The organism is Rhodococcus sp. 06-1474-1B, assembly GCF_002258885.1.
Classification (GTDB): domain Bacteria; phylum Actinomycetota; class Actinomycetes; order Mycobacteriales; family Mycobacteriaceae; genus Rhodococcoides; species Rhodococcoides fascians.
In genome coordinates, this window is sequence record NZ_NOYR01000023.1 from 307,567 (window position 1) to 330,025 (window position 22,459).

Annotated in this window: 25 protein-coding genes; 14 read left to right on the forward strand and 11 right to left on the reverse strand. The window is 65.9% G+C overall.

Going from position 1 to position 22,459, the window contains the following annotated elements:
* Positions 1 to 2: 2 nt before the first annotated feature.
* Positions 3 to 617 (reverse strand): TetR/AcrR family transcriptional regulator, encoded by a 615-nt coding sequence (locus tag CH266_RS11675; protein WP_032366433.1) that lies wholly within the window; start codon positions 615 to 617, stop codon positions 3 to 5.
* A gap of 83 nt (positions 618 to 700) precedes the next feature.
* Between CH266_RS11675 and CH266_RS11680 the strand changes: the two genes are divergently transcribed.
* The gene (locus CH266_RS11680; protein ID WP_094715318.1) at positions 701 to 2,158 is read left to right on the forward strand and encodes a DHA2 family efflux MFS transporter permease subunit; all 1,458 of its coding nucleotides are present in this window, start codon (positions 701 to 703) and stop codon (positions 2,156 to 2,158) included.
* Here CH266_RS11680 and CH266_RS11685 read toward each other — a convergent pair.
* Positions 2,121 to 2,561, reverse strand: a complete 441-nt coding sequence (locus CH266_RS11685; protein WP_048318331.1) for a ferritin-like domain-containing protein — start codon at positions 2,559 to 2,561, stop codon at positions 2,121 to 2,123. The two genes, CH266_RS11680 and CH266_RS11685, sit on opposite strands and share 38 nt — an antisense overlap.
* Positions 2,558 to 3,067, reverse strand: coding sequence for a hypothetical protein (locus CH266_RS11690; protein WP_217900999.1), 510 nt, complete (start codon positions 3,065 to 3,067; stop codon positions 2,558 to 2,560). The genes CH266_RS11685 and CH266_RS11690 overlap by 4 nt, the downstream gene beginning before the upstream one ends.
* A 185-nt stretch (positions 3,068 to 3,252) precedes the next feature.
* Between CH266_RS11690 and rimP the strand changes: the two genes are divergently transcribed.
* The 8 genes from rimP (at position 3,253) to CH266_RS11730 (ending at position 11,654) form a co-directional block, all read left to right on the forward strand.
* Positions 3,253 to 3,828, forward strand: coding sequence for a ribosome maturation factor RimP (gene rimP / locus CH266_RS11695; protein WP_032370966.1), 576 nt, complete (start codon positions 3,253 to 3,255; stop codon positions 3,826 to 3,828).
* Entirely contained in the window at positions 3,825 to 4,832 is a 1,008-nt protein-coding gene (nusA, locus tag CH266_RS11700) for a transcription termination factor NusA (protein WP_027496745.1), read from the forward strand. The genes rimP and nusA overlap by 4 nt, the downstream gene beginning before the upstream one ends.
* 96 nt (positions 4,833 to 4,928) lie before the next feature.
* A complete protein-coding gene (locus tag CH266_RS11705; RefSeq protein WP_052053323.1) occupies positions 4,929 to 5,261 on the forward strand; it encodes a YlxR family protein in 333 nt (110 codons plus the stop codon).
* Between the two features lie 97 nt (positions 5,262 to 5,358).
* Positions 5,359 to 8,292: a translation initiation factor IF-2 gene (gene infB, locus CH266_RS11710; RefSeq protein ID WP_094715319.1), complete on the forward strand. Its 2,934-nt coding sequence runs from the start codon at positions 5,359 to 5,361 to the stop codon at positions 8,290 to 8,292.
* A gap of 157 nt (positions 8,293 to 8,449) precedes the next feature.
* Positions 8,450 to 8,740, forward strand: a complete 291-nt coding sequence (locus tag CH266_RS11715; RefSeq protein ID WP_027496748.1) for a DUF503 domain-containing protein — start codon at positions 8,450 to 8,452, stop codon at positions 8,738 to 8,740.
* A 100-nt stretch (positions 8,741 to 8,840) separates the two neighbouring features.
* On the forward strand, positions 8,841 to 9,329 hold the full coding sequence (rbfA, locus tag CH266_RS11720; RefSeq protein ID WP_027496749.1) for a 30S ribosome-binding factor RbfA: 489 nt from the start codon (positions 8,841 to 8,843) through the stop codon (positions 9,327 to 9,329).
* Position 9,330: 1 nt separating this feature from the next.
* Positions 9,331 to 10,329 carry a DHH family phosphoesterase gene (locus tag CH266_RS11725; RefSeq protein WP_032366435.1) on the forward strand — a complete coding sequence of 333 codons (999 nt, stop codon included), beginning with the start codon at positions 9,331 to 9,333 and terminating at the stop codon, positions 10,327 to 10,329.
* Positions 10,326 to 11,654: an MATE family efflux transporter gene (locus tag CH266_RS11730; RefSeq protein WP_094715320.1), complete on the forward strand. Its 1,329-nt coding sequence runs from the start codon at positions 10,326 to 10,328 to the stop codon at positions 11,652 to 11,654. The genes CH266_RS11725 and CH266_RS11730 overlap by 4 nt, the downstream gene beginning before the upstream one ends.
* A 15-nt stretch (positions 11,655 to 11,669) precedes the next feature.
* Here CH266_RS11730 and CH266_RS11735 read toward each other — a convergent pair whose 3' ends face one another.
* From CH266_RS11735 to CH266_RS11750, 4 genes are read right to left on the reverse strand one after another with little or no spacing between them, the layout of a single operon-like run.
* The gene (locus CH266_RS11735; RefSeq protein WP_094715321.1) at positions 11,670 to 12,764 is read right to left on the reverse strand and encodes a sulfate/molybdate ABC transporter ATP-binding protein; all 1,095 of its coding nucleotides are present in this window, start codon (positions 12,762 to 12,764) and stop codon (positions 11,670 to 11,672) included.
* Positions 12,761 to 13,570, reverse strand: coding sequence for an ABC transporter permease (locus CH266_RS11740; RefSeq protein WP_027496753.1), 810 nt, complete (start codon positions 13,568 to 13,570; stop codon positions 12,761 to 12,763). The genes CH266_RS11735 and CH266_RS11740 overlap by 4 nt, the downstream gene beginning before the upstream one ends.
* Entirely contained in the window at positions 13,567 to 14,352 is a 786-nt protein-coding gene (modA, locus tag CH266_RS11745) for a molybdate ABC transporter substrate-binding protein (RefSeq protein WP_094715322.1), read from the reverse strand. Before modA ends, CH266_RS11740 begins: the two co-directional genes overlap by 4 nt.
* A 12-nt stretch (positions 14,353 to 14,364) precedes the next feature.
* Positions 14,365 to 14,763, reverse strand: coding sequence for a TOBE domain-containing protein (locus CH266_RS11750; protein ID WP_027496755.1), 399 nt, complete (start codon positions 14,761 to 14,763; stop codon positions 14,365 to 14,367).
* Positions 14,764 to 14,995: 232 nt separating this feature from the next.
* Here CH266_RS11750 and CH266_RS11755 point away from each other — a divergent pair, with 232 nt between their 5' ends.
* The 3 genes from CH266_RS11755 to truB are packed head-to-tail and all read left to right on the forward strand — an operon-like array spanning position 14,996 to position 17,549.
* Positions 14,996 to 15,919, forward strand: a complete 924-nt coding sequence (locus CH266_RS11755) for a metallophosphoesterase family protein (RefSeq protein WP_027496756.1) — start codon at positions 14,996 to 14,998, stop codon at positions 15,917 to 15,919.
* The gene (gene npt / locus CH266_RS11760) at positions 15,916 to 16,581 is read left to right on the forward strand and encodes a 4'-phosphopantetheinyl transferase Npt (protein ID WP_032366441.1); all 666 of its coding nucleotides are present in this window, start codon (positions 15,916 to 15,918) and stop codon (positions 16,579 to 16,581) included. The genes CH266_RS11755 and npt overlap by 4 nt, the downstream gene beginning before the upstream one ends.
* A gap of 35 nt (positions 16,582 to 16,616) precedes the next feature.
* Complete coding sequence (gene truB, locus CH266_RS11765) at positions 16,617 to 17,549, forward strand: tRNA pseudouridine(55) synthase TruB (RefSeq protein ID WP_027496758.1); 933 nt, start codon at positions 16,617 to 16,619, stop codon at positions 17,547 to 17,549.
* Between the two features lie 43 nt (positions 17,550 to 17,592).
* On the opposite strand, the gene CH266_RS11770 is transcribed toward truB, so the two are convergent.
* The 4 genes from CH266_RS11770 to CH266_RS11785 are packed head-to-tail and all read right to left on the reverse strand — an operon-like array spanning position 17,593 to position 20,979.
* Positions 17,593 to 18,345 carry a metal-dependent transcriptional regulator gene (locus tag CH266_RS11770; RefSeq protein ID WP_441347050.1) on the reverse strand — a complete coding sequence of 251 codons (753 nt, stop codon included), beginning with the start codon at positions 18,343 to 18,345 and terminating at the stop codon, positions 17,593 to 17,595.
* A 1-nt stretch (position 18,346) separates the two neighbouring features.
* Positions 18,347 to 19,174: a metal ABC transporter permease gene (locus tag CH266_RS11775; protein ID WP_205912357.1), complete on the reverse strand. Its 828-nt coding sequence runs from the start codon at positions 19,172 to 19,174 to the stop codon at positions 18,347 to 18,349.
* A 48-nt stretch (positions 19,175 to 19,222) separates the two neighbouring features.
* Entirely contained in the window at positions 19,223 to 20,020 is a 798-nt protein-coding gene (locus tag CH266_RS11780; protein ID WP_094695416.1) for a metal ABC transporter ATP-binding protein, read from the reverse strand.
* On the reverse strand, positions 20,017 to 20,979 hold the full coding sequence (locus CH266_RS11785; RefSeq protein WP_441347051.1) for a metal ABC transporter substrate-binding protein: 963 nt from the start codon (positions 20,977 to 20,979) through the stop codon (positions 20,017 to 20,019). Before CH266_RS11785 ends, CH266_RS11780 begins: the two co-directional genes overlap by 4 nt.
* A gap of 103 nt (positions 20,980 to 21,082) precedes the next feature.
* Here CH266_RS11785 and CH266_RS11790 point away from each other — a divergent pair, with 103 nt between their 5' ends.
* Positions 21,083 to 22,051 carry a bifunctional riboflavin kinase/FAD synthetase gene (locus CH266_RS11790; RefSeq protein WP_027496763.1) on the forward strand — a complete coding sequence of 323 codons (969 nt, stop codon included), beginning with the start codon at positions 21,083 to 21,085 and terminating at the stop codon, positions 22,049 to 22,051.
* Between the two features lie 136 nt (positions 22,052 to 22,187).
* A complete protein-coding gene (gene rpsO / locus CH266_RS11795) occupies positions 22,188 to 22,457 on the forward strand; it encodes a 30S ribosomal protein S15 (RefSeq protein WP_027496764.1) in 270 nt (89 codons plus the stop codon).
* Positions 22,458 to 22,459: the final 2 nt, after the last annotated feature.

Genomic DNA, 22,459 nt, shown 5'->3' on the forward strand with positions numbered 1-22,459 from the left:
CGTCACAGCTGTCCGGAATCGGCTGGGACGAGCTTGGTTCCGAACGCGCACATCGTCATCTCGTGCAGTCCGTCGCTGTCCTCCGGATGCTCCGGTGCCTGCATCGACAACAAGACGTTGAGCAGCATTCCGTGCGCGATGAACTGCCGAGCCTGATCTTCTGAACACCCGGTACCGCTGCGGATCTGGTTGTAGATCGCGCCCATTCCTTCTCGTGCCTGGCGGCCGATCTCGGGTACCGACCCTGCACCGAACCCGTGCATCATGACCATCAAGAGGTCGCGATCGGCCACCAGATCGGCGTAGGCACCGCCCAGGTCGGCCCAGGTCTCGTCGTCCGCTGGGTCCAGAGGCCCCGAAGCGAGCACTGCGTCGAACGCCGTCATGATCCCGTCGATGGAGCGTTGGAAGACCAGCCGAAACAATTCGACTTTGGTTCCGAACATCCGAACCACGTACGGCTGCGAGACGCCCGCTTCCTTCGCCACCGCATCGGTGCTCGTTCCGGCAAAGCCCCCGCGTGCGAACGCTCGTGTCGCGGCGTCGAGGACGAGTTCTCGACGGTCGGCCGCGTCCATTCGGGTTGCTCGGGGCTTGGGCGTGGGAGTGTCGGACATGTTGACAGGTTATCAGTCGATAACTTACGGTCGCATCATAAGTAATCATTCGATGCTTACAAACTCGAGACGGGACGTTCGCCATGACCGCAACAGCCGCTCCGCCTGCAGTGCACCCCGCCGCTCGGTCGATTCCCGTGTGGCTGGGAATCGTCGCCGCATCCCTGCCCATGTTCATGGCGACCCTCGACAATCTGGTGATGACCAGCGCGCTGCCGGTGGTTCAGCAGGATCTGAATGCGTCGGTCGGACAGCTGCAGTGGTTTCTCAACGCCTACACGCTGAGCTTCGCGACATTCATGCTCACTGCAGCGACCTTGGGCGATCGCTGGGGCAGGCGCGCGGTGTTCCTCGGCGGGATAGCGCTGTTCACCGCGGCCTCCGTGGCCAGCGCGCTCGCCACGAGTCCGGCAATGCTCATCGCCGCGCGGGCGATACAGGGCCTCGGTGCCGCGGCGATCATGCCGCTGTCGCTGACTCTGCTCGCAGCTGTCGTCCCGATTGCCAAGCGCGCCATGGCAATCGGAATCTGGGGCGGTGTCTCGGGCCTCGGTGTCGCACTCGGGCCTGTCGTCGGTGGTGCGGTCGTCGACGGTATTTCCTGGCAAGCGATCTTCTGGATCAACGTCCCGGTGGCGCTCGTCGCGGTACCGCTGGCGTACATCGCCCTGACCGAGTCGACCGGACGCAGGCAACCTCTCGATCTGCTGGGTGTGGTGCTCGCGGGCGGCGGGGTGTTCTTGCTCGTGTGGGCGGTGGTCCACGGCAACGACGACGGATGGGCATCGACCACCGTGCTCGCGAGCTTCGTCGGCTCTGCGGTGCTTCTCCTCGCGTTCGTCTCCCGAGCATGGCGAACCCCGTTCTCGGTACTGCCGTTGACGCTCTTCCGATCACGCAGTTTCACGCTGGCGAACATCATCGGAATCACGTTCTCGCTCGGCATGTTCGGGGCCGTGTTCCTGCTTGCTCAGTACCTGCAGATAGTGATGCACTACAGCCCGTTGGAGGCGGGCCTGCGCACATTGCCCTGGACCGCCGCGCCTATGGTGGTCGCACCCATTGCGGGTCTCGTGGCCGATCGAGTCGGCTTGCGCGGCTTGTTGGTGTCCGGACTGGCGTTGCAGTCGCTGTCACTGGTGTGGATGGCACTGATCCTCGGACCCGACACCGCCTACCTGTCGATGGTGCCCGCGCTGTTGATGGCCGGAGTCGGCATGGGGTTGACCTTCGCGCCCTCGGCGACCGCAGTGTTGCGAGACATGGCCGACGACGATCACGCCACGGCGAGCAGTGCGAACTCCACTGTGCGGGAAGTGGGAATCGCGCTCGGAATCGCCGTCCTGACGGCGGTGTTCATCGGAAACGGAGGATCACTCACCCCCGCTGGATACACCGACGCGTTGGCACCCGCTCTACTCGTAGGCGCAGGGGCGGTGGCGATCGGATTGGTTGCGGCACTGTTCATGCCGGGTCGTTCCGCCGGTCGCGCGGACGACGTGGTCACGGCTGACCGGGAAAGGCCGTCGACGACGGGATGACACCCAGGATCTGCTGCCATGTGGCCAGTCTGATCGCGGCCTCGGTCAGTGCCTGGACGCCCATCTCGCGCGTGCCGCCGGATCGACTGCGCTCGACGGCCGAACGCCACGCCACACTCGTGTCGATCTCTGCCTGAACAGCGAGCTGCACAGCCGAGATCGCATCGGTCACCGGAAACGGCGACGCGTATGCCGGATCGGGCAGGGGCGCTGTGACGCTGGCCGCGCGGAGTGCGTCGATGGTCGAGTCTCGACGCGCTCGGTGTGCCGCGGTGCACGCGGCCACCATGTCTGCTCGGGTCGGGTTGGAGAACGCCGCGACGATCCCGTACGCGAAGACGGCTGCGTACTCGGCGACGAGTGCATCGACGAGCCCCTGTTGTTCGGGTCCGAGATCGCTCATGCGAGTACCACCTGAGCGAACACCGTGCACGAGGCACTGATCGACCCGAGAAGGCCGGCGCGATAACCGCTTTCGTCGCGGGCGGCGGTCGCCGCACTGCGTGCCGAGGCGGTCAGCGCATCGCGCACCGCGACGAGATCGGGTGGCGGCGCGGACTGGGCCGCGGTCGTGGTCGTCGTGGCAGTCGCCGACGAGGTGTCGGTGGTCGCTCCGGTAGCCCGGGCGATCTCGGTCTCGAGTGCATCCGCATGTTCGGCCCGCTGGGCCGCGACCACGCCGAGAGCTCCTGCGTAATCGGGAGCGACCGTTGCCGCCGAAGACGCAGCCGCGGCGTCGGAGCGAGCGGAGCGCAACTGTGCCGTCAGAGAATCGAGTGCGGGACCGGAGATTTCCTCCGCGCCGCAAGCCGTGACGGTCGACGCCGTGACCGCAGTGAGGACGGCGGCACCGGCGAGCCGGAACAACCCACGTCTGTTCAACGAGAGAGGGGCGGTCGGCGTGGGCACCCCGATATCGTGCCAGACCCTCGACCGTGTGGGACCCTCGAGGCGACACGCGCCGTGCCCGTGTGTCGCCTCGGCCGTGCGTGGTCGCGAGCACCACCTGCGGGGCGGTAGTCTGTTGGTTCACCAAACGCGGTCCGGCGCACCTGTGCCGCATTGCCGACAACTACACACGAGGAGTTCGCGACATGCCTGTTCCGTCCCAGGAAAGGGTTGTCGAACTGCTCGGCGACCTGGTTCGAGATCGGGGCTACGACCTCGAGGACGTGAACGTGGTCGCTGCCGGTAAGCACAGTGCCGTGCGCATCATGGTCGACCGTGAAGACGGCGTCGACCTCGACGCGTTACCGGAATTGAGCCGGGTGATCTCCGATGTGTTCGACGGCGTGACCGATTTCGGCGAAGCGCCGTACACCCTCGAGGTCACCACTCCCGGAATCGATCGCCCGTTGACACAACCACGGCATTGGCGTCGCGCGCGTGGTCGCAAGGTGCGGATCGAACTCGCCGACGGCAAGGTCGAGGGCCGCGTCGGACTTCTCGACGGTGACTCGGTTGCCCTCGTGATCAAGGACAAGGGAGTTCTCTCGACACGATCGATCGCGCTGGCCGATGTTGTGAAAGCTGTTGTGCAGGTAGAATTTTCGCGGCCGACCGCAGAAGAGATGGATCTTGCGGGCGGCGTGGTGGGCGGTAGGCCGTCACCCGCGAACACCGACGAAATCGTGAATGTGGAAGCACCGGAAGAAGGGTCGGACAAGTGAATATCGATATTGCAGCTCTGCGCGCCATCGAGGCGGACAAGGGCGTTCCGATCGAGATGGTGATCTCGACGATCCAGACCGCGTTGTTGACCGCCTACCGGCACACCGAGGGGCACCAGTCCAACGCGCGAATCGACGTCGATCGCAAGACCGGTTCCGTCCGCGTTATGGCCAAGGAGTTCGACGCCGAGGGCAATCTGATCTCCGAGTGGGACGACACGCCGGAAGGCTTCGGCCGGATCGCTGCCACCACCGCTCGTCAGGTGATTCTGCAGCGTTTGCGCGATGCGGAGCACGAGCGCTCCTTCGGGGAGTACTCGACCCACGAGGGTGAAATCGTCAACGGCGTCATTCAGCGCGATACGCGCGCCAACGCCAAGGGCACCGTCATCGTCCGGATCGGCAGCGAGGCGAACGGGGCCGACGGCCTGCTTCCGCCCGCCGAGCAGGTTCCGGGGGAGACGTACGAGCACGGTGAGCGCATCAAGTGCTACGTCGTCGGAGTCGCGCGGGGCAACCGCGGCCCGCAGATCACGCTCTCGCGCACACACCCCAATCTGGTGCGCAAGTTGTTCGCGCTCGAGGTGCCCGAGATCGCCGACGGTTCGGTCGACATCGTGGCGGTAGCGCGTGAATCAGGGCACCGCTCGAAGATCGCGGTCGCGTCGACGGTCTCGGGCCTGAACGCCAAGGGTGCATGTATCGGGCCGATGGGGCAGCGCGTGCGGAATGTGATGAGCGAACTGGCCGGCGAGAAGATCGACATCATCGACTTCGACGAGGACCCGGCGACGTTCGTCGGGAATGCACTGTCGCCGTCGAAGGTTGTGTCTGTGACCGTGGTGGACGCAGCCGCTCGCGCGGCGCGAGTGGTGGTCCCGGAGTACCAGTTGTCGCTGGCGATCGGCAAGGAAGGGCAGAACGCTCGACTTGCCGCTCGATTGACCGGTTGGCGTATCGACATCCGCAGTGACGCGGCGGCACCCGAGACGACCAGCGCCTAGGGCCGGAATGCGGAGATCGAGGCAATACAGCGGTAGAGTGGTCGATGGTTCGGTAACGACCTCTCCGCTCGGAGACGTGAACGCGAGAATCCGGTTGTGACAAGCCGGCCGATTCGTACATGTGTCGGGTGCAGGGAGCGAGTGCCGGCCGCCGATCTGTTGAGGATCGTGGTTCGAGAAGCTGGTTCGTACGAATTCGCTCTCGTCCCCGACATCCGGCATTCGATGTCCGGTCGTGGTGCTTGGTTGCACTACAACCGAGAATGCCTGCACAATGCGGAACGTCGCCGAGTCTTCGGCCGCGCGTTTCGGATATCGGGAAATGTGGAATCGTCCGCAGTATCGGACGTGCTCGACGAGCACGAACGGCTGCACGGCGAGAACACGACAAGAGCAACACCCGTCGACAAGAACAGGCAACAGCACTGATGAGCACACCGTGAAGCACCAACGATGAACGTCCATCGGAGATAACCCGAGGTCGTGCGGGCACCAAGCCTCGCTCGGCCTCTCAGTGAGGAGAGCAGTGGCAGGCAAGGCCCGCGTGCACGAGTTGGCAAAAGAACTCGGTGTCACCAGTAAGGAACTACTCGCACGGCTCAAAGAGCAAGGCGAGTTCGTCAAGTCCGCATCATCCACAGTCGAAGCCCCCGTGGCTCGTCGACTTCGTGAATCCTTCCCGTCCGCAAACGCGGACGCGCCGGCGTCCGGTGCAGCAGCACCCAACGGTCGCGCAGCAGCAGATCGTGCGTCGGATTCCGCCGCGAAGCCCGGCGCAGCAAAGCCGAGTGGACCTCGTCCCGGACCCAAGCCGGCATCCCGCCCGGCCGAGCCCGAGGCCCCCGCTGCACAGGCACCCGCAGCGCAGACTCCGGCAGCGCAGTCGCCCGCAGAGGTTGCTCCCGCTGCCCCGTCGGCACCGGCCGCTGCGCCCACGCCGGCACCGGCTGCGCCCACCCCTCGTCCGGCAGCACCCGCTGCTCCGGCCGAGCAGGCACCTGCCGCGTCGGCCGAGGCAACCGCGTCGGCTCCGGCCGCCCCCAAGCCCGCTGGTCCTGGCCCCAAGCCCGGCCCGAAGGCTCCGCGCGTCGGAAACAATCCGTACTCGTCGGCTCCGGTCGAACGACCGGCCCCGCGACCCGCTCCCGGTGCCGGTGCTCCGCGCCCCGGCGGCGGACGACCGGCTCCCGGACAGGGCGGACCCCGCCCGGCCGCACCGGCAGGCGGCGCTCGTCCGGCTCCCGGACAGGGCGGCCCCCGTCCCGCACCGGGTCAGGCCGGACCTCGGCCCAGCCCGGGCTCCATGCCTCCCCGCCCCAATCCGGGTGCGATGCCGACTCGTTCGGCACGTCCCGGCCCCGCAGCAGGACGTCCCGGTCGCCCCGGCGGCGCACCGGGTGGACGTCCGGGCGGCGGCGGTGGCGGTGGCTACCGCGGCGGTGGCGCTCCCGGCGCGCCCGGTGGTGCACCGGCAGGCGGCGCTCCCGCAGGTGGCTTCCGTGGCCGTCCCGGCGGCGGTGGCCGTCCCGGTCAGCGTGGCGCAGCCGCAGGTGCGTTCGGTCGGCCCGGCGGAGCAGTCCGCCGCGGTCGCAAGTCGAAGCGGGCGAAACGCGCCGAGTACGAGAGCATGCAGGCTCCCGCAGTCGGCGGCGTCAGGCTGCCCCGCGGCAACGGCGAGACCATTCGTCTCGCCCGCGGAGCATCGCTGTCGGACTTCGCAGACAAGATCGACGCCAACCCCGCTGCACTCGTGCAGGCACTGTTCAACCTCGGTGAGATGGTCACCGCGACGCAGTCGGTCAACGACGAGACGCTGGAGCTTCTCGGCGGCGAGATGAACTACGTCGTGCAGGTCGTCAGTCCCGAGGACGAGGATCGCGAACTGCTCGATTCGTTCGACCTCACCTACGGCGAAGATGCCGGCGGCGAGGAAGATCTCGAGCAGCGTCCCCCGGTGGTCACCGTCATGGGCCACGTCGATCACGGTAAGACTCGACTGCTCGACTCGATTCGTAACACCACGGTGCGCGAAGGCGAGGCCGGCGGCATCACGCAGCACATCGGTGCGTACCAGGTGTTGACCGAGCTCGAAGGCAACGAGCGTCTCGTGACCTTCATCGACACCCCCGGTCACGAGGCCTTCACGGCCATGCGTGCTCGTGGTGCCAAGGCCACCGACCTTGCGATCCTCGTGGTCGCGGCCGACGACGGTGTCATGCCGCAGACGGTCGAAGCCATCAACCACGCCCAGGCGGCCGACGTGCCGATCGTGGTCGCGGTCAACAAGATCGACAAGGAAGGCGCGAACCCGGACAAGATCCGGCAGCAGCTGACCGAATACGGTCTGGTCGCCGAGGAATACGGCGGCGAGACGATGTTCGTCGACATCTCCGCCAAGCAGGGCACCAACATCGATGCCCTCCTCGAAGCGGTGCTGCTGACGGCCGATGCGTCACTCGATCTGCGTGCCAACCCGGACATGGATGCCCAGGGTGTCGCCATCGAGGCACACCTCGACCGCGGTCGCGGTCCGGTGGCCACCGTGCTCATCGCCCGCGGAACGCTGCGCGTCGGTGACTCGATCGTCGCCGGCGATGCCTACGGCCGCGTGCGTCGCATGGTCGACGAGCACGGCGAGGACGTCACCGAAGCGATGCCGTCCCGGCCCGTTCAGGTCATCGGCTTCACGTCGGTGCCCGGTGCAGGCGACAACCTTCTGGTCGTCGACGAGGACCGGATCGCCCGTCAGATCGCCGATCGCCGTAATGCCCGTAAGCGCAATGCTCTGGCGGCCAAGAGTCGCAAGCGCATCAGCCTCGACGATCTCGATGCAGCTCTGAAGGAGACTTCGCAGCTCAACCTGATCCTCAAGGGTGACAACTCGGGAACCGTCGAGGCGCTCGAAGAGGCCTTGCTCGGTATCCAGATCGACGACGAAGTCGAGTTGCGCGTCATCGACCGCGGTGTCGGTGGCGTTACGGAAACCAACGTCAACCTGGCGTCGGCATCCAACGCGATCATCATCGGCTTCAACGTGCGGGCCGAGGGCAAGGCAACCGAACTCGCCAACCGCGAGGGCGTCGACATTCGGTACTACTCGGTGATCTACCAGGCCATCGACGAGATCGAGAAGGCCCTCAAGGGCATGCTCAAGCCGATCTACGAAGAGGTCGCTCTGGGCCAGGCCGAGATCCGCGCGCTGTTCCGTTCCTCGAAGGTCGGAAACATCGCCGGTTGCCTCGTCACCTCCGGTACGATCCGTCGCAACGCCAAGGCGCGCCTGCTCCGTGACAATGCGGTCGTGGCCGAGACCGTGACGATCTCCTCGCTTCGCCGCGAGAAGGACGACGCAGTCGAGGTTCGTGAGGGATACGAGTGTGGTTTGACGGTGACGTACTCCGACATCAAGGTGGGCGATGTCATCGAGGCGTACGAGCTCCGTGAAAAGCCGCGCGACTAGAACAGGTCCGGAGCTGAGCAGCTCCGTTCCCGGTCACGTCGGCTCGGTGGTGAAGCCAGGGGAGTGACACTGCACTCCGGGGACGAGCCGGTGGTGGTACGACATATGTACCGCCACCGGCTTTGTCGTCGGAGCTGATCGAAGGGGCGACGTCAGCGTGTATCTGGGTGCTTTGGAGTTGGACGTGTTGTTGGGGGACGTGCGTTCGCTCGCCGAGAAACGGTCGATGGTGGAACCGGTTCTCGGCGATCTGCAGAGGCTGGGAGTGTCTGCCGCCGAAACCGGTGAGCGAGAACGTATTCGGCGTTCGATGTTGGGCGTGGCAGCGGCGGGCACGAACGTCGACCTGTTGCACGACAAGCTCGACGAGTGCGAGCGGCACGTCGCCGAGCGTCAGGATCTGGAACTGTTGGCAGTACGCCGAAGAATTTTCGGCCCCGAGGATTAGATCGGGGAGTTCGTCGAACGTGTTCGGCGAATGTTGGAGCGTAATCGCCGAGACGTCGCACTGCAGTGACGTCCGGCCATGAAAGAGGAGTGTGATTGTCGTGGTGGATCAGGCCAGGGCTCGTAAGTTGTCCAAGCGAATCGCCGCTATCGTTGCGACGGCGATCGACCACGAGATCAAAGATCCACGGTTGGCGTTCGTGACCATCACCGACACGAAGGTGACGGCAGACCTGCACGACGCCACGGTGTACTACACGGTGATGGGCGAGGATCTCGATACCCCGCCCGATCTGCAGGGAGCTGCGGCGGGTCTGGAGAAGGCCAAGGGCGTTCTCCGCTCGAAGGTCGGAGCCGGTACCGGTGTGCGGTTCACTCCGACGCTGACGTTCGTGACGGATACCGTCCCCGACACCGCCCGGCACATGGAAGAGCTGCTCGAACGCGCTCGCGCAGCCGACGAGGAGCTGGCTCGCGCCCGGGCGAACGCGAAGCCTGCCGGAGACCCGGACCCGTACAAGGCTCCCCGCGAGGAGTCCCCCGCGGATCGCGGCGATGCAGAAGCCGTCGAGCCAGCCGAAGCCGACTGAGATGTCCGATGGTTCTGGTTCGGAGTTCGAGCTGGACGAGGATCTGGCGCGTGCGATCGAGATGCTCGAGCGCGCTTCCTCGGTGACCGTGCTCTGCCATGTCCAGCCGGATGCCGACACGATCGGCAGCGGATTGGCAATCGGTTCGGTACTCGAACGTCGCGGCGCGCAGGTGCAGGTGGCGTTCGCCGCGCCCGCGTTTCTGCCTCAATCGATGGAAGAGCTACCGAACCGGCATCTGCTGGTGGAGCCGGAGAAGGTGGCCGAATCGGTCGATCTGGTGGTCACAGTGGACGCCGGAAGCCGAGGTCGACTCGGTTCGCTCGGCGAGCGACTCGACTCCGCATCGGAGTCCCTGGTCATCGACCATCACCGGAGCAACACGCGGTTCGGAACACTGAACGTCGTCCACGCGTCCGCCGAGTCCACCACGGCCGTGATCGTCCGCTTGCTGGATCGGTGGGGTGTCGACATCGATGCGGACCTGGCGCATCTGCTGTTCGCGGGTCTGGTCACCGATACCGGGTCGTTCCGGTGGGTGCGGCCGGGTTCGCATCTGCTCGCGGAGAGATTGCTCGCGACCGGCATCGACGGTGCACGTATCGCCCGTCGCCTCCTCGATACGCACCCCTTCGACTGGCTGCCGATGCTCGGGGCGGTACTGGGTTCGGCCGAGTTGCTGCCCGACGCGGCGGGCGGACGGGGGCTCGTGTACGCCGTCATCCGGAGCGAGGATTCGGCCGGTCTGAGGTCGGAGGAGATCGAGAGTGTCATCGACATCGTGCGGACCACCTCCGAGGCGGAGGTGGCCGCGGTGTTGAAGCAGCAGGATTTCGGGTCGGTCTGGGTGGTGTCGCTCAGATCCAAGACGCAGGTGGACGTATCTGCAGTGGCGACCGGGCTCGGCGGCGGTGGACATCACAACGCCGCGGGCTACACCGCGACCGGAGAGCTCCCCGACGTGATCGATGCGCTCCGTGAGGCCTTGTCGGCGTCGTGAGTTCCACCCCTGTCACGGCTCGCAGAATTCTCGGGCTGTCGCTTCCATCGCTCGGAGTTCTGGCCGCCGAACCCCTCTACCTCCTGTTCGACGCGGCGGTCGTCGGCCGGCTCGGCGCGTTGGCTCTGGCCGGCCTGGCGATCGGGGGGCTCGTCCTCGCTCAGGTCAGCACGCAGCTGACCTTCCTGTCCTACGGAACCACTGCGCGTGCGGCGCGCATGCACGGTGCCGGTCGTGAGCGCGACGCCGTCGGGGAAGGGGTTCAGGCGACGTGGCTGGCGGTGGCGATCGGTCTCGCGATCGTCCTCGTGGTCCAGTTGTTCGCCGCCCCCGTCGTGTCGCTACTGGCCGGTGGCGGTGACATTGCCGCGGAGGCACTGCTGTGGCTGCGCGTGGCGCTGGTGGGGGTGCCGTTCATTCTGATATCGCTGGCCGGGAACGGCTGGATGCGCGGCGTGCAGAACACGACGACACCATTGCGGTTCGTCGTGCTCGGTTTCGGCGTGTCGGCGGTGCTGTGTCCACTCCTCGTCCACGGCCTGCTCGGATTTCCCCGGCTCGAATTGGTGGGCTCGGCCGTTGCGAACGTCATCGGCCAAGGTGTCGCAGGCGCTCTGTTCGTCGGTGCCCTCGGGCGGTCGGGTGCGCCGTTGCGCCCGCGCTGGTCGGTCATGCGGGCGCAGCTGGTACTCGGCCGCGATCTGATCGTGCGCAGTCTCGCGTTCCAGGCGTGCTTCCTGTCTGCCGCAGCGGTCGCGTCGCGATTCGGTGCCGCGTCGGTGGCGGCAAATCAGGTGGTGCTGCATCTGTGGAACCTGGTGTCGTTGATGCTCGACTCGTTGGCGATCGCTGCGCAGACACTCGTGGGAGCGGCCCTGGGTGCAGGCAGGACCGAGGATGCGCGTGCGCTCGCACGCCGGTTGACGGCATGGTCGACGGTCTTCGCGGTGATCCTGGCCGCGGCCTTCGCCGTCGGTCGGCCGGTCGTCCCGGGATTGTTCACCACCGACGTCTCGGTGATCGATCAGATGCAGGCGATCTGGTGGATCTTCGTGGCGATCATCCCAGTGGCCGGTGTGGTGTTCGCGTTGGACGGGGTGCTGTTGGGCAGCGGCGATGCCGCGTTCTTGCGTAACGCCACGATGGCGTGTGCGATCGTCGGGTTTCTGCCGTTCATCTGGTCGGCCCTGGTGTTCGACTGGGGTGTCGTGGGCATCTGGCTGGGTCTGGGTGTCTTCGTCTGCCTGCGCATGGTCGCGGTCGCCGGTCGAGTGCTGTCGGGTAAATGGCTCGTGACCGGTAGTGATCGGCAACTGCGAGACTGATCGCGTTCGCATGCATCACCGCCGTGACACCAGGGCCGGATGCAGCACCACCTCGCGGCTCTTGACGACGAAGAACACCCGTCGGCCGGGTTCCAGGCCCAGCTCCGATACCGCGGCGGTGGTGATGTCTGCCGCGATACCCGGTGTGCCGTCGGGGTGCGGACGAGCTCGGACGCGGATGCCCGAGCCCTGCACTTCCATCTCCTCGATGACTACTTCGAAGACGTTGCGCGGGCTGGCGTGCGGCGCGGTGAGGTGTACCGAAACGGCAGCGGGGGAGAAGACTGCGACCACCGGCGTCCCGGAACCGTGTTGCCCCGAGCCGTGTACGACGGTGTCCCACGGCGTGCGCAGCGCGGTGGTGTCGCCGACGGTGAGTGCGTGGCCCGAGATCAGATTGGCCCCGGCCATGCGAGCACCGAACTCGCTTCGCGGGGCGGTGAGAACGTCGGCGACCGAACCGCGTTCGACGACGCGTCCACCGTCGACGACGGCGACGGTATCGGCGAGTGCGACGACGTCGAGCAGATCGTGGGTGACGATCAGTGCCGTACGACCGTTCTCTCGGAGTACGGTGCGCAGCAGTCTTCGGATGGCCGGGGCCGTGTCGACGTCGAGCGCGGCGAGCGGTTCGTCGAGCAGGAGGAGTCGGGGATCGGCGGCGAGTGCGCGGGCGATGGCAACCCGCTGAGCTTGACCCCCGGACAGCTGTGCCGGGCGGCGCTCGGCCAGGTGAGAGGCTCCGACTGCGTCGAGCCATCGATCGGCCACTGCCCTGGCCGTCCTTCGGTCGGCGCCGGAACTACGTGGTGCGAATGCGACGTTCGTCCGTGCGGTCATGTGAGGAAACAGCAGTGTCTCCTGTGCCAGAGTCGCGATGCCGCGGGCGTGCACCGGAACGGCCGTCCTTGCGGCCGTGTCGGTCAGAACGTCCTCGCCCAGGCGGACGCTGCCGTCGTCGGGTGGCACCAGGCCCGCGACGAGCTGCAGCAGTGTGGATTTACCTGCGCCGTTCGGTCCCAGGATCGCCGTTGTTTCACCCTCGGCGACATCCAGCTCGAGATCGACGCCCCGGGCCGCGACGGTGGCGCGCAGGTGTAGCGAAGTCATGGTGTTCCCGTCGTTCGAGTACCGCGAGCGGCCAGGACCACCACTGCCGCGACGACGACGAGGACGAGCGACAGGGCTATCGCTGCGTCGGGGTCGGACTCGCGTTGCAGATAGATTTCGAGGGGCAGGGTTCTGGTCACTCCCTCGAGAGAACCGGCGAACGTCAGTGTCGCGCCGAACTCGCCCAGTGCGCGCGCGAACGCGAGAACGATTCCGGACGTCAACCCGGGCAGGATCAAGGGGAGAGTGACGCGGCGCAGGACCGTCGTAGGGGGTGCGCCCAAGGTTGCGGCCACCACGTCGTATCGGTCCCCGGCAGTGCGCAGCGCGCCCTCGACGCTGACCACCAGAAAGGGCAACGACACGAAGGCCTGGGCGAGCACCACGGCCGTCGAGGTGAACGCGATCCGGATTCCGAAGGCATCGAGATGTTCGCCCAACAGCCCCTGGCGACCGAACGTGTAGAGCAAGGCGATGCCGCCGACCACCGGGGGGAGCACCAGTGGGAGGACGACGAGGGAACGCAGCGTCGACAGCCCGCGAAACGAACTGCGGGCGAGGACCGTTGCCATCGGCACACCCAGGAGCACGCACAATACCGTGCTCGCCGAGGCCGTCTTCAGACTCAACAGCAGTGCGGCTACTGCGGACTCGGACGTGATGAGCCCGAAGAAGTTCGTCCAGTCGATTCGGGTGAACATCGCGGCCAACGGTGCGACGACGAGAAGCGCTCCGGCAGCGGCAGGGACGAATATCCATCCGGGTACGCCGACGGTCGGACCTGTGCCCGCGGCGTGCCCGGTCACGGTGCCGCGAAACCGGCCTGCGTCAGCACTTCACGGCCGATCGGTCCGGCGACGAAGTCGGTGAAGGCGCGGGCCGTGTCCACGTTGTCGGATCCGCTCAATGCTGCGATCGGATAGGTGTTGACCGCCCCGCTCGATTCCGGGAAAGGCACGGCGGTGACGGCGTCTGCGGCCCCCGTTGCATCGGTGACGTACACCAGTCCGGCGTCGGCCTGACCGGAGGTGACCTTGCCCAGAACGTCGGTGACGGACGACTCCTCGCTGACTGCCGGGATGTCGGTTCCGGTGGCGTTCTCGACGGCTGCCGTGGCCGCGCCGCACGGCACCTGCGGCGCGCAGATCACCGTCAGCACATCGGGTTTCGCCAGATCGACGAACGACCGGACGGCCTTGGGGTTACCCGGGGCAGTGACGATGGTGAGGGTGTTGGAGGCGAAATCGACCGGGTCGACGGCGACGAGGCCGGCATCGACGATCGTGCTCATGTTCTTGGTATCGGCAGAGGCGAACACGTCGGCAGGTGCACCGTTGACCAGTTGCGCGGCCAGATCGGAGGAGCCCGCAAAGCTGAAATCGACGGTAGTGCCGGGATGTTCCTGCTCGAAGCGGGTGCCGAGGGCGGTGAACGTCGAGCGCAGTGATGCCGCCGCGAACACGGTCAGCGTGCTCGAACCCCCGTCCTGCGGAGCGTCCTCGGCAGCGGGGTCGGCCGCGCACCCTGCAAGCATCAGGGCGACCGCGACCAGAGCACCGTGAACCGCTCGAATGTTCTTCACTGACATCGTCCTTCGGTTCTAGGGAGTTTCGACAATGACGGTCGTGGCCTTGACGACCGCGACGGTGATGGAGCCCGGTTCGAGCCCCAATTCCTGGACCGATCGGGTGCTCATCAGGGACACGATGGTGAACGGCCCACACTGCATGCGGACCTCGCTCATGACCGCGTCGGAGACCACCTCGGTGACCAGCCCCACGAGTCGGTTCCGGGCAGAGCTACCGCCCGATGCCACCTCGGGCGGGGGAGCGGCGTGCTCGCGGGCGTACTGCGCGAGAGCGCGCGCGTCGACGACCTTGCGGCCCGTCTCGTCGTCGCGGGAGGGCAGGGTCCCGCTGTCCATCCACCGGCGGACGGTGTCGTCGCTGACTCCGAGCAGTGCGGCGGCGTCGCGTACCCGTATCGGCGGTGCCGTCATCGCACGATGCCGTTTCCTGCACCTATCCGCAAAAGCGTCATGGATGGCACCATATACCCGAATCTGCGGTCGTTGGTGCGTGGACCCTCCTTTCGGAGCCGTCCGACGAACCGCAGCGGTTCACCCCGCGTGCACCGCTGCGGAATCTCCGGGGAGTATTGGAGGTTGGTACGTTCTCGGGCGGTTGTGGCGATTCGACGTCGGCGGCCGAGTGCATCGGAAGGGATCATCAGTGGCAGCCAAGTTATGGGCAGTGAGCGACATTCATGTCGGACATCGAGGCAATCGACCTGTCACCGAGGACATTCATCCCGAGTCACCCGAGGATTGGCTGATCGTCGCCGGGGACGTCTCGGAGAAGACCGACGACATCAAATGGGCGCTCGAGCTGCTGCGCAGCCGCTTCGCGAAAGTGATCTGGGTTCCGGGCAATCACGAGTTGTGGACGACGGTGAAGGACCCCGTTCAGATCCACGGAGCGGCTCGGTACGAGTACCTGGTCAATCTCTGCCGCGAGATCGACGTCGTCACTCCCGAGGATCCCTACCTGCTCTGGGAAGGCGAAGGTGGACCCGCGACGATAGTGCCGATGTTCCTGCTCTACGACTACACGTTTCTCCCGCAGGGTGCGCGGGACAAGGAGCACGGGCTGGCGATCGCGCGCGAGAAGAACGTCGTCGCCACCGACGAGTTCCTGCTGTCCTCTCAGCCGTATGCGACGCGCGATGCCTGGTGCCATGCCCGTATCGACGCCACCCGCGAGCGCCTCGACGCGCTGGACACCACGGTTCCCACCGTGCTGATCAACCACTTTCCGATGGTGCGTCAGCCGACCGAGGTGTTGTTCTACCCGGAGTTCGCCCTGTGGTGCGGGTCGACGCTGACGGCCGACTGGCACACCAGGTACAACGCGATCTGCTCGGTGTACGGTCACCTGCACATCCCGCGGACCACCTACTACGACGGCGTCCGCTTCGAGGAGGTCTCGGTGGGTTACCCTCGCGAATGGCAGCGCCGTGGACTGCCGAACAACGTTCTGCGCCAGATTCTTCCGGTTCCCGAGTATCCGCCGGGCACGTTGAACAAATGGGGCGGGCACTTCACCGTGACGCCCGAGATGGAGGCAGAGGTCGAGAAGATGAGGGCAGGCCAGTGATCGAATCGCTTCTCCCCAATGGTGTTGTCTCGGCCGAATTGTTCACCGATCCACCGGGTTTGATGCCGCACCCACTCGAAGCGCCGTTGGTCGCCAAGGCGGTGGACAAGCGCAAGCGTGAGTTCACCTCGGCTCGACACTGCGCGCGTGTGGCGATGCAGAAGCTCGGTGTGGAGCCCGCGCCGATCATGCGCGGCACCTCCGGCGCACCGCAGTGGCCGAAGGGAGTGGTGGGGTCGTTGACGCATTGCGACGGCTACCGCGGTGCCGTTCTGGGCTACGCCATGCAGGTTCGCTCGGTGGGAATCGATGCCGAGCCACACGGACCTCTTCCCGACGGTGTGCTCGACGCGGTCAGCCTCGAAGCCGAGCGCGAGTGGCTCTCGACAGCGGGCCGAGAAGACGTCCACTGGGATCGAGTGTTGTTCTGCGCCAAAGAAGCGACGTACAAGGCCTGGGAGCCGCTGACCGGTCGCTGGCTGGGGTTCGAGGACGCGCACATCACGTTCGAGCGCACCGGCACCGGTGACGACATCTCGGGAACGTTTCGATCCGAACTGCTGGTCCCGGGCGACACCGTGTCCGGACCTCCGCTGACGGCTTTCGACGGTCGATGGATGGTGTCCGACGGTTTGGTGATGACGGCGATCTCGGTGATGTGACGACCGGCTCGTCGCGCCTGGCACAATGCACTCTCGTGAGTGCTCGCGGAAAGATCTCGTCCGGTCTCGTCGGTGCCGGTGTGTTGGTGGTCGACAAGGGGCCGGGCGTCACCAGCCACGATGTCGTCGCGTCGTGCCGAAAGTTGTTGCAGACCAGAAAGGTCGGTCATGCGGGGACGTTGGACCCCATGGCGACCGGGGTGCTGGTTCTGGGCGTCGAGCGGGCGACCAAGATGCTCGGATTGCTGACGCTGACAACCAAGTCGTACACCGCCACCGTGCGACTGGGGCGCAGTACGACGACCGATGACGCCGAGGGTGAGGTGCTCGCCGACGTCCCGGCCACGAATGTCTCGGATTCGGACATCGCGGCCGGGGTTGCCGCACTCACCGGTGACATCGAGCAGGTTCCGGCCAGTGTCAGTGCCATCAAGGTCGACGGTCAGCGGGCACACAAGCTCTCGCGCGCCGGTGAGGAGTTCACCCTCGCCGCTCGCAAGGTCACTGTCACTCGCTTCGACGTGACGGCTCGCCGCGATGTCGTCGATTCCGATGGCCGGTTCGTCGACCTCGATGTCGAGGTGGACTGCACGTCGGGGACGTACGTGCGCGCGCTCGCACGGGATCTCGGCGCAGCACTGGGCGTCGGCGGCCACCTGACGGTTCTGCGCAGAACCAGGGTCGGGCCGTTCACGCTCGACCACGCCGTGACGCTCGAGGAATTGGCCGAGAATCCCGCTGTGGGCCTCGATATAGACGAGGCCGCGCGCACCGCATTTCCGCACCGACAGATCGATGCCGCCGAAGCGGAGTCGCTCAGCCAGGGACGCTGGCTCGATCCCGTCGGAATCGAGGGGGTCTACGCGGCTGTCGATCCCACCGGGCACACCATCGCGTTGCTGCAGGAAAAGGGCAAGCGGGCGAGCTCGGTGATGGTGGTGCGGCCGGCAACACTGCGCGGGTACTGATTTCTCGTTCGAGTCGGACCTGCGACCGAGGGGACTGCACCGCTCAGGTGGCCGGAACCATCCAGATCGCTTCGGCGGCGCGGTGACCGAGATCGATGGACTCCGTGCTGCCGCGTCGGGCGAGTTCGATCGCCACCGTGCCGGCGTAGTCGCGTCGTTCGACCACGGTGATCGGTAGATCGAGCTCGATGCCGACCGAATCGAAGTACCGGAGCATTGCGGGGTCCGAATCGGAGATACGAGCCACTCGTCCCGACTGACCGTCGAGGTACTCGCTCAGTCTGGTTGCGGACGGCGTGTCGATCGATCCGTTGGCCGACGGAATCGGGTCCCCGTGTGGATCTCGTTCGGGGTGGCCGAGTTTGGCGTCTATCCGATCCATCATCAGATCGGATACCGCATGTTCGAGGATTTCTGCCTCGTCGTGGACCTCGTCCCAGCCGTACCCGAGTTCGCGAACGAGGTACGTCTCGATGAGACGGTGTCGACGGACCATGCCGATGGCCGCCAGTCGGCCCTTCTCGGTGAGTGAGATGGCACCGTACCGGGCGTGGTCCACCATGCCCTGATCGGCGAGTTTGCGAATCGCCTCGGACACCGTGGATGCGGATACGCCGATTCGTTCGGAGAGCATCTTGGTGCTGACGGAGTCTTCACTCCATTCGCTGGCCGTCCAGATGACCTTGAGGTAGTCCTGCGCAACTGCGGACAGCTGTACGCCCTCGTCGGCCGGAGCTGGATCGTCTTTTCGTTGCGCCACGTCGCCGAGCTTAGGCAATCCAATGGAAAAACACATCTCACCCGGCCGGAGCCACCGTCACCTGTCCTCGGCGGCGCAGAGCGCGCGTGACGATGCCCTGCGCCGGGCTGAACAGGTAGGCCAGCACGAACACCAGGCCTTGGGCCAGCACCACACTGCCACCCGAGGAGACGTCGAGATAGAAACTGGCGTAGATACCGACCAGGGCGCAGCCCACCGAGATGGCGGGGGCAATCATCAGCATGCGGCCGAAGCTGTGGGTGAGTAGGTATGCGGTTGCGCCGGGTGTGATCAGCATGGCGACGACCAGGATGACGCCGACGGCCTGTAGCGCCACGACGGTCGTCAGCGCGAGCAGCGTCAACATCGCGGCCGAGATCACGCTCGGATTGATACCGACCGCGCGAGCCTGCGTGCGGTCGAAGGCGAACAGAGTGAAATCGCGACGCTTGATCACCATCACGGCCAACGCCAGCCCGCCGAGCACGAACACCTGGATCATGTCCGACTGCGACACCCCGAGCAGGTTTCCGAACAAGATGTGGTTGAGGTCGATCTGGCTCGGAAACTTGGAGATCAGGACGACGCCGAGGGCGAACAACGTGGTGAACACGACGCCGATCGCGGCGTCCTCCTTGACGATGGTGGTGTTGCGAACCACCCCGATGGCACCGACCGCGATGAGTGCGAACAGCAGCGCGCCGATGGCGAACGGCGCACCCAGCAGATAGGACAGGGCGACGCCGGGGAGTACCGCGTGCGATACGGCGTCCCCCATCAGTGACCAGCCGATGAGTACGAGCCAGCAGCTCAACACTGCGCAGACGATCGAGGCGGTGACGGTCACCAACAGCGCACGCTGCATGAAGGTGTATTCGAGAGGATTGACGACGAAGTCGATCAGGTACACGGTTCAGCTCACTTCCGAAGTTGGAGAGCTCGCGCCCAGTTCGTCGATCCTCGACGGGTCCATGCCGAAGGCCAGTGCCAGGTTCTCCGGGCGCAACACCTCGGCTGGACTGCCGTGCATCAGGACCCGCTGCTGCAGCAGGATCGCCTCGTCGCACAGTTCCGGAAGGGCGTGCAGATCGTGGGTGGACACGAGGACGGACGCACCCTGAGCGGCCAGTTCTCGGAGGAGTCGCGTGATCGTCGCCTCGGTCTTCTTGTCCACTCCTGCAAACGGCTCGTCGAGGAGCAGCAAGGACGCTTCCTGAGCGATGGCGCGGGCCACGAATGCCCGTTTGCGCTGTCCGCCGGAGAGTTGCCCGATCTGTCGATCGGCGAGCTCGGTGAGATCGACCCGTTGGAGCGCCGCGTCCACCGCAGCTCTGTCTGCCGCACGAGGGGTTCGGAGAAAGTTCTGTTTGCCGTAACGACCCATCATCACCACGTCCCGGACGCTGATGGGGAAGGTCCAGTCGACCGATTCGGCCTGGGGCACGTAGCTGACCGTCCCGGCTTTGCGGGCCCGGGCGGGGTCGCCGCCGAAGACCGTGATCGAACCGGCATCGGTCTTGACGACGCCCATGATGGCCTTGAACAGCGTCGACTTACCCGATCCGTTCATTCCGACCAGGCCGCAGACGCGTCCGGGTGCGAGGGTCAGGCTCGCGCCGACCAGCGCCACGACGTCTCGGTACCGAACGTCGACGGCGTCGACGGTCAGCGCGGCACCGTCCCGGTTCGCACCCGAGATGTGCCGGGTCATCGCGTGCCCACCAACGCGTCGGCGATCAGCCGCGCGTCGTAACGCAGCAGATCGAGGTAGGTGGGCACGGGTCCGTCGGCGGCGCTGAGGGAGTCGACGTACAGCTTTCCGCCGAAGCGGGCACCGGTGTCCTCGGCGACCTGGAGCTGAGCCTTGTCCGAGACGGTCGACTCGCAGAAGACGGCAGGCACGTCGTTGTCACGTACGAAATCGATGGTGCGGACCACTTGTTTGGGTGTCCCTTCCTGTTCGGCATTGACCGGCCACAGATACGCCTCTTGCAGGTCGAAGTCGCGGGCCAGATAGCCGAACGCGCCCTCACACGTCACCAGAGCACGTTGCTGCGCCGGAAGTTGGGCCAGATCGGATTCCAGTTCGTCGCCGACCGACCGCAGCTCGGTGATGTACGCGGCGGCGTTGGCGCGGTATTCCTCGGCATGGACAGCGTCGAGCGCCACGAACGCGTCGGCGATGTTGGTGATGTAGGTCTCCGCCACGACCGGCGACATCCAGGCATGTGGATTGGCCTTGCCCGCATACGCGTCGTCGCGGATGTAGACGGGTTCCACGTGTGCGCTGACGACCGCGTGCGGTGCGGGCACCCGCTCGACGAACTTTTCGAACCACGCCTCGAGTCCCAGACCGTTGTCCAGGATCAGATCGGCGCTTTCGGCAGTGCGTAGGTCGCCGGGTGTGGGCTCGTACCCGTGAATCTCGGCTCCGGCCTTGGTGATCGACTCCACACGGAGATGGTCGCCTGCAACGTTCGCGGCCATGTCGGCCAGCACCGTGAACGTCGTCAGCACCAACGGTCTGCCGTCGTCCATCGACGTCGGCTCGTCGTCGCCGACCGCGCCAGCGCATCCGCTCGACGTCGCTACCAGCAGTCCCGCCACGGCCCAGCTCGCAACGATTCGACCCACGCGAGATCCGCGAGATCGAAGAAATAAGTTAGGCACCCCGAAATATTTACCGTGGGGACACCCTTTTGTCCATACCTGCCGCACGCGACACGCCTGTCCGAGGATGACCGAGCGGCCGCCGGGCCGTAGGCTTCGCGGTGTGCAGAGATGGCGAGGTCTCGACGATGTACCTGCCGACTGGGGCCGATGTGTGCTCACGATCGGTGTGTTCGACGGCGTTCACCGCGGACATGCGCAGTTGATCGGTAGAGCAGTGGCCGCAGCTCGGGAACGCGGCGTACCCAGTGTGCTCATGACGTTCGACCCCCACCCGATGGAAGTGGTCCGTCCGGGTAGTCACCCCGCGCAGTTGACGACGTTGACCCGGCGTGCCGAACTGGCCGAGGAACTGGGCATCGACGTGTTCTGCGTCATGCCGTTCACGCCCGAACTGATGAAACTCACCCCCGAGCGATACGTGCACGAGATCCTCATCGAACGCCTGCACGTTGCAGAAGTGGTCGTCGGCGAGAACTTCACCTACGGGAAGAAGGCGCTCGGGACGGTCCCCATGCTGCGCAAGATCGGCGAACGGTCCGGCTTCGCGGTCGACGGAGTCAACCTGTTGGCCGAGCATGCCGTCACGTTCTCGTCCACCTACATCAGGTCGTGCGTGGACGCCGGGGACGTCGCGGCAGCAGCCGCAGCGCTCGGCCGCCCGCATCGCGTCGAGGGTGTCGTCGTGCACGGCGACGGACGCGGCCGTCAAATGGGCTATCCCACAGCCAATGTCGCTCCGCCGATGTACTCGGCCATACCGGCGGACGGGGTCTACGCCGCCTGGTTCACCGTGCTCGGTCCGGGTCCGATCATGGGGACGGTCACTCCGGGGGAGCGGCACCCGGCGGCGGTGTCGGTGGGCACGAATCCCACGTTCTCGGGACGCACCAGGACCGTCGAGGCGTTCGTGCTCGACGGCGAGGGAGACCTCTACGGGCAGCACGTGGCCGTCGACTTCGTCGAGCGACTGCGCGGAATGGAGAAGTTCGATTCCATGGAAGCTCTCGTGGAGGAGATGGGCCGGGACGCCGACCGGGCCCGCTCGATCCTGGCCGCCAGCGCAGCCTGATAGGCTGACTCCTCGGTGTTCGCTGCGGTCCGCGGCGGCTGCACCGGCTTCGATACCGCCCGGATGATCATGCATCGTCCACGGCGGGGCCCGTTGCTTCCTTTCACGCGGACGTCATTGATCAGGAGTAGTACCAGTGGCATTGACCACCGAACAGAAGAAGGCCGTTCTCGGCGAGTACGGCTTGCACCCCACCGACACGGGTTCGCCCGAGGCGCAGGTTGCAATGCTCACCAAGCGCATCGTCGACTTGACCGAGCACCTCAAGATGCACAAGCACGATCACCACTCCCGCCGCGGCCTGTTGCTGCTGGTCGGACGTCGTCGTCGTCTGCTCAAGTACATCGCGAAGGTAGACGTCACTCGCTACCGTTCGCTCATCGAGCGTCTGGGTCTGCGTCGATAATT

Bases quoted from the DNA above. Each gene is read 5' to 3' on its own strand.
- CH266_RS11780 (WP_094695416.1), bottom strand. From the start codon at position 20,020: ATGACCCGGCACATCTCGGGTGCGAACCGGGACGGTGCCGCGCTGACC.
- rimP (WP_032370966.1), top strand. From the start codon at position 3,253: ATGCCTGTTCCGTCCCAGGAAAGGGTTGTCGAACTGCTCGGCGACCTG.
- CH266_RS11675 (WP_032366433.1), bottom strand. From the start codon at position 617: ATGTCCGACACTCCCACGCCCAAGCCCCGAGCAACCCGAATGGACGCG.
- CH266_RS11750 (WP_027496755.1), bottom strand. From the start codon at position 14,763: ATGACGGCACCGCCGATACGGGTACGCGACGCCGCCGCACTGCTCGGA.
- modA (WP_094715322.1), bottom strand. From the start codon at position 14,352: ATGTCAGTGAAGAACATTCGAGCGGTTCACGGTGCTCTGGTCGCGGTC.
- CH266_RS11770 (WP_441347050.1), bottom strand. From the start codon at position 18,345: ATGTGTTTTTCCATTGGATTGCCTAAGCTCGGCGACGTGGCGCAACGA.
- CH266_RS11775 (WP_205912357.1), bottom strand. From the start codon at position 19,174: ATGCAGCGTGCGCTGTTGGTGACCGTCACCGCCTCGATCGTCTGCGCA.
- CH266_RS11725 (WP_032366435.1), top strand. From the start codon at position 9,331: ATGTCCGATGGTTCTGGTTCGGAGTTCGAGCTGGACGAGGATCTGGCG.
- CH266_RS11685 (WP_048318331.1), bottom strand. From the start codon at position 2,561: ATGAGCGATCTCGGACCCGAACAACAGGGGCTCGTCGATGCACTCGTC.
- CH266_RS11680 (WP_094715318.1), top strand. From the start codon at position 701: ATGACCGCAACAGCCGCTCCGCCTGCAGTGCACCCCGCCGCTCGGTCG.
- CH266_RS11735 (WP_094715321.1), bottom strand. From the start codon at position 12,764: ATGACTTCGCTACACCTGCGCGCCACCGTCGCGGCCCGGGGCGTCGAT.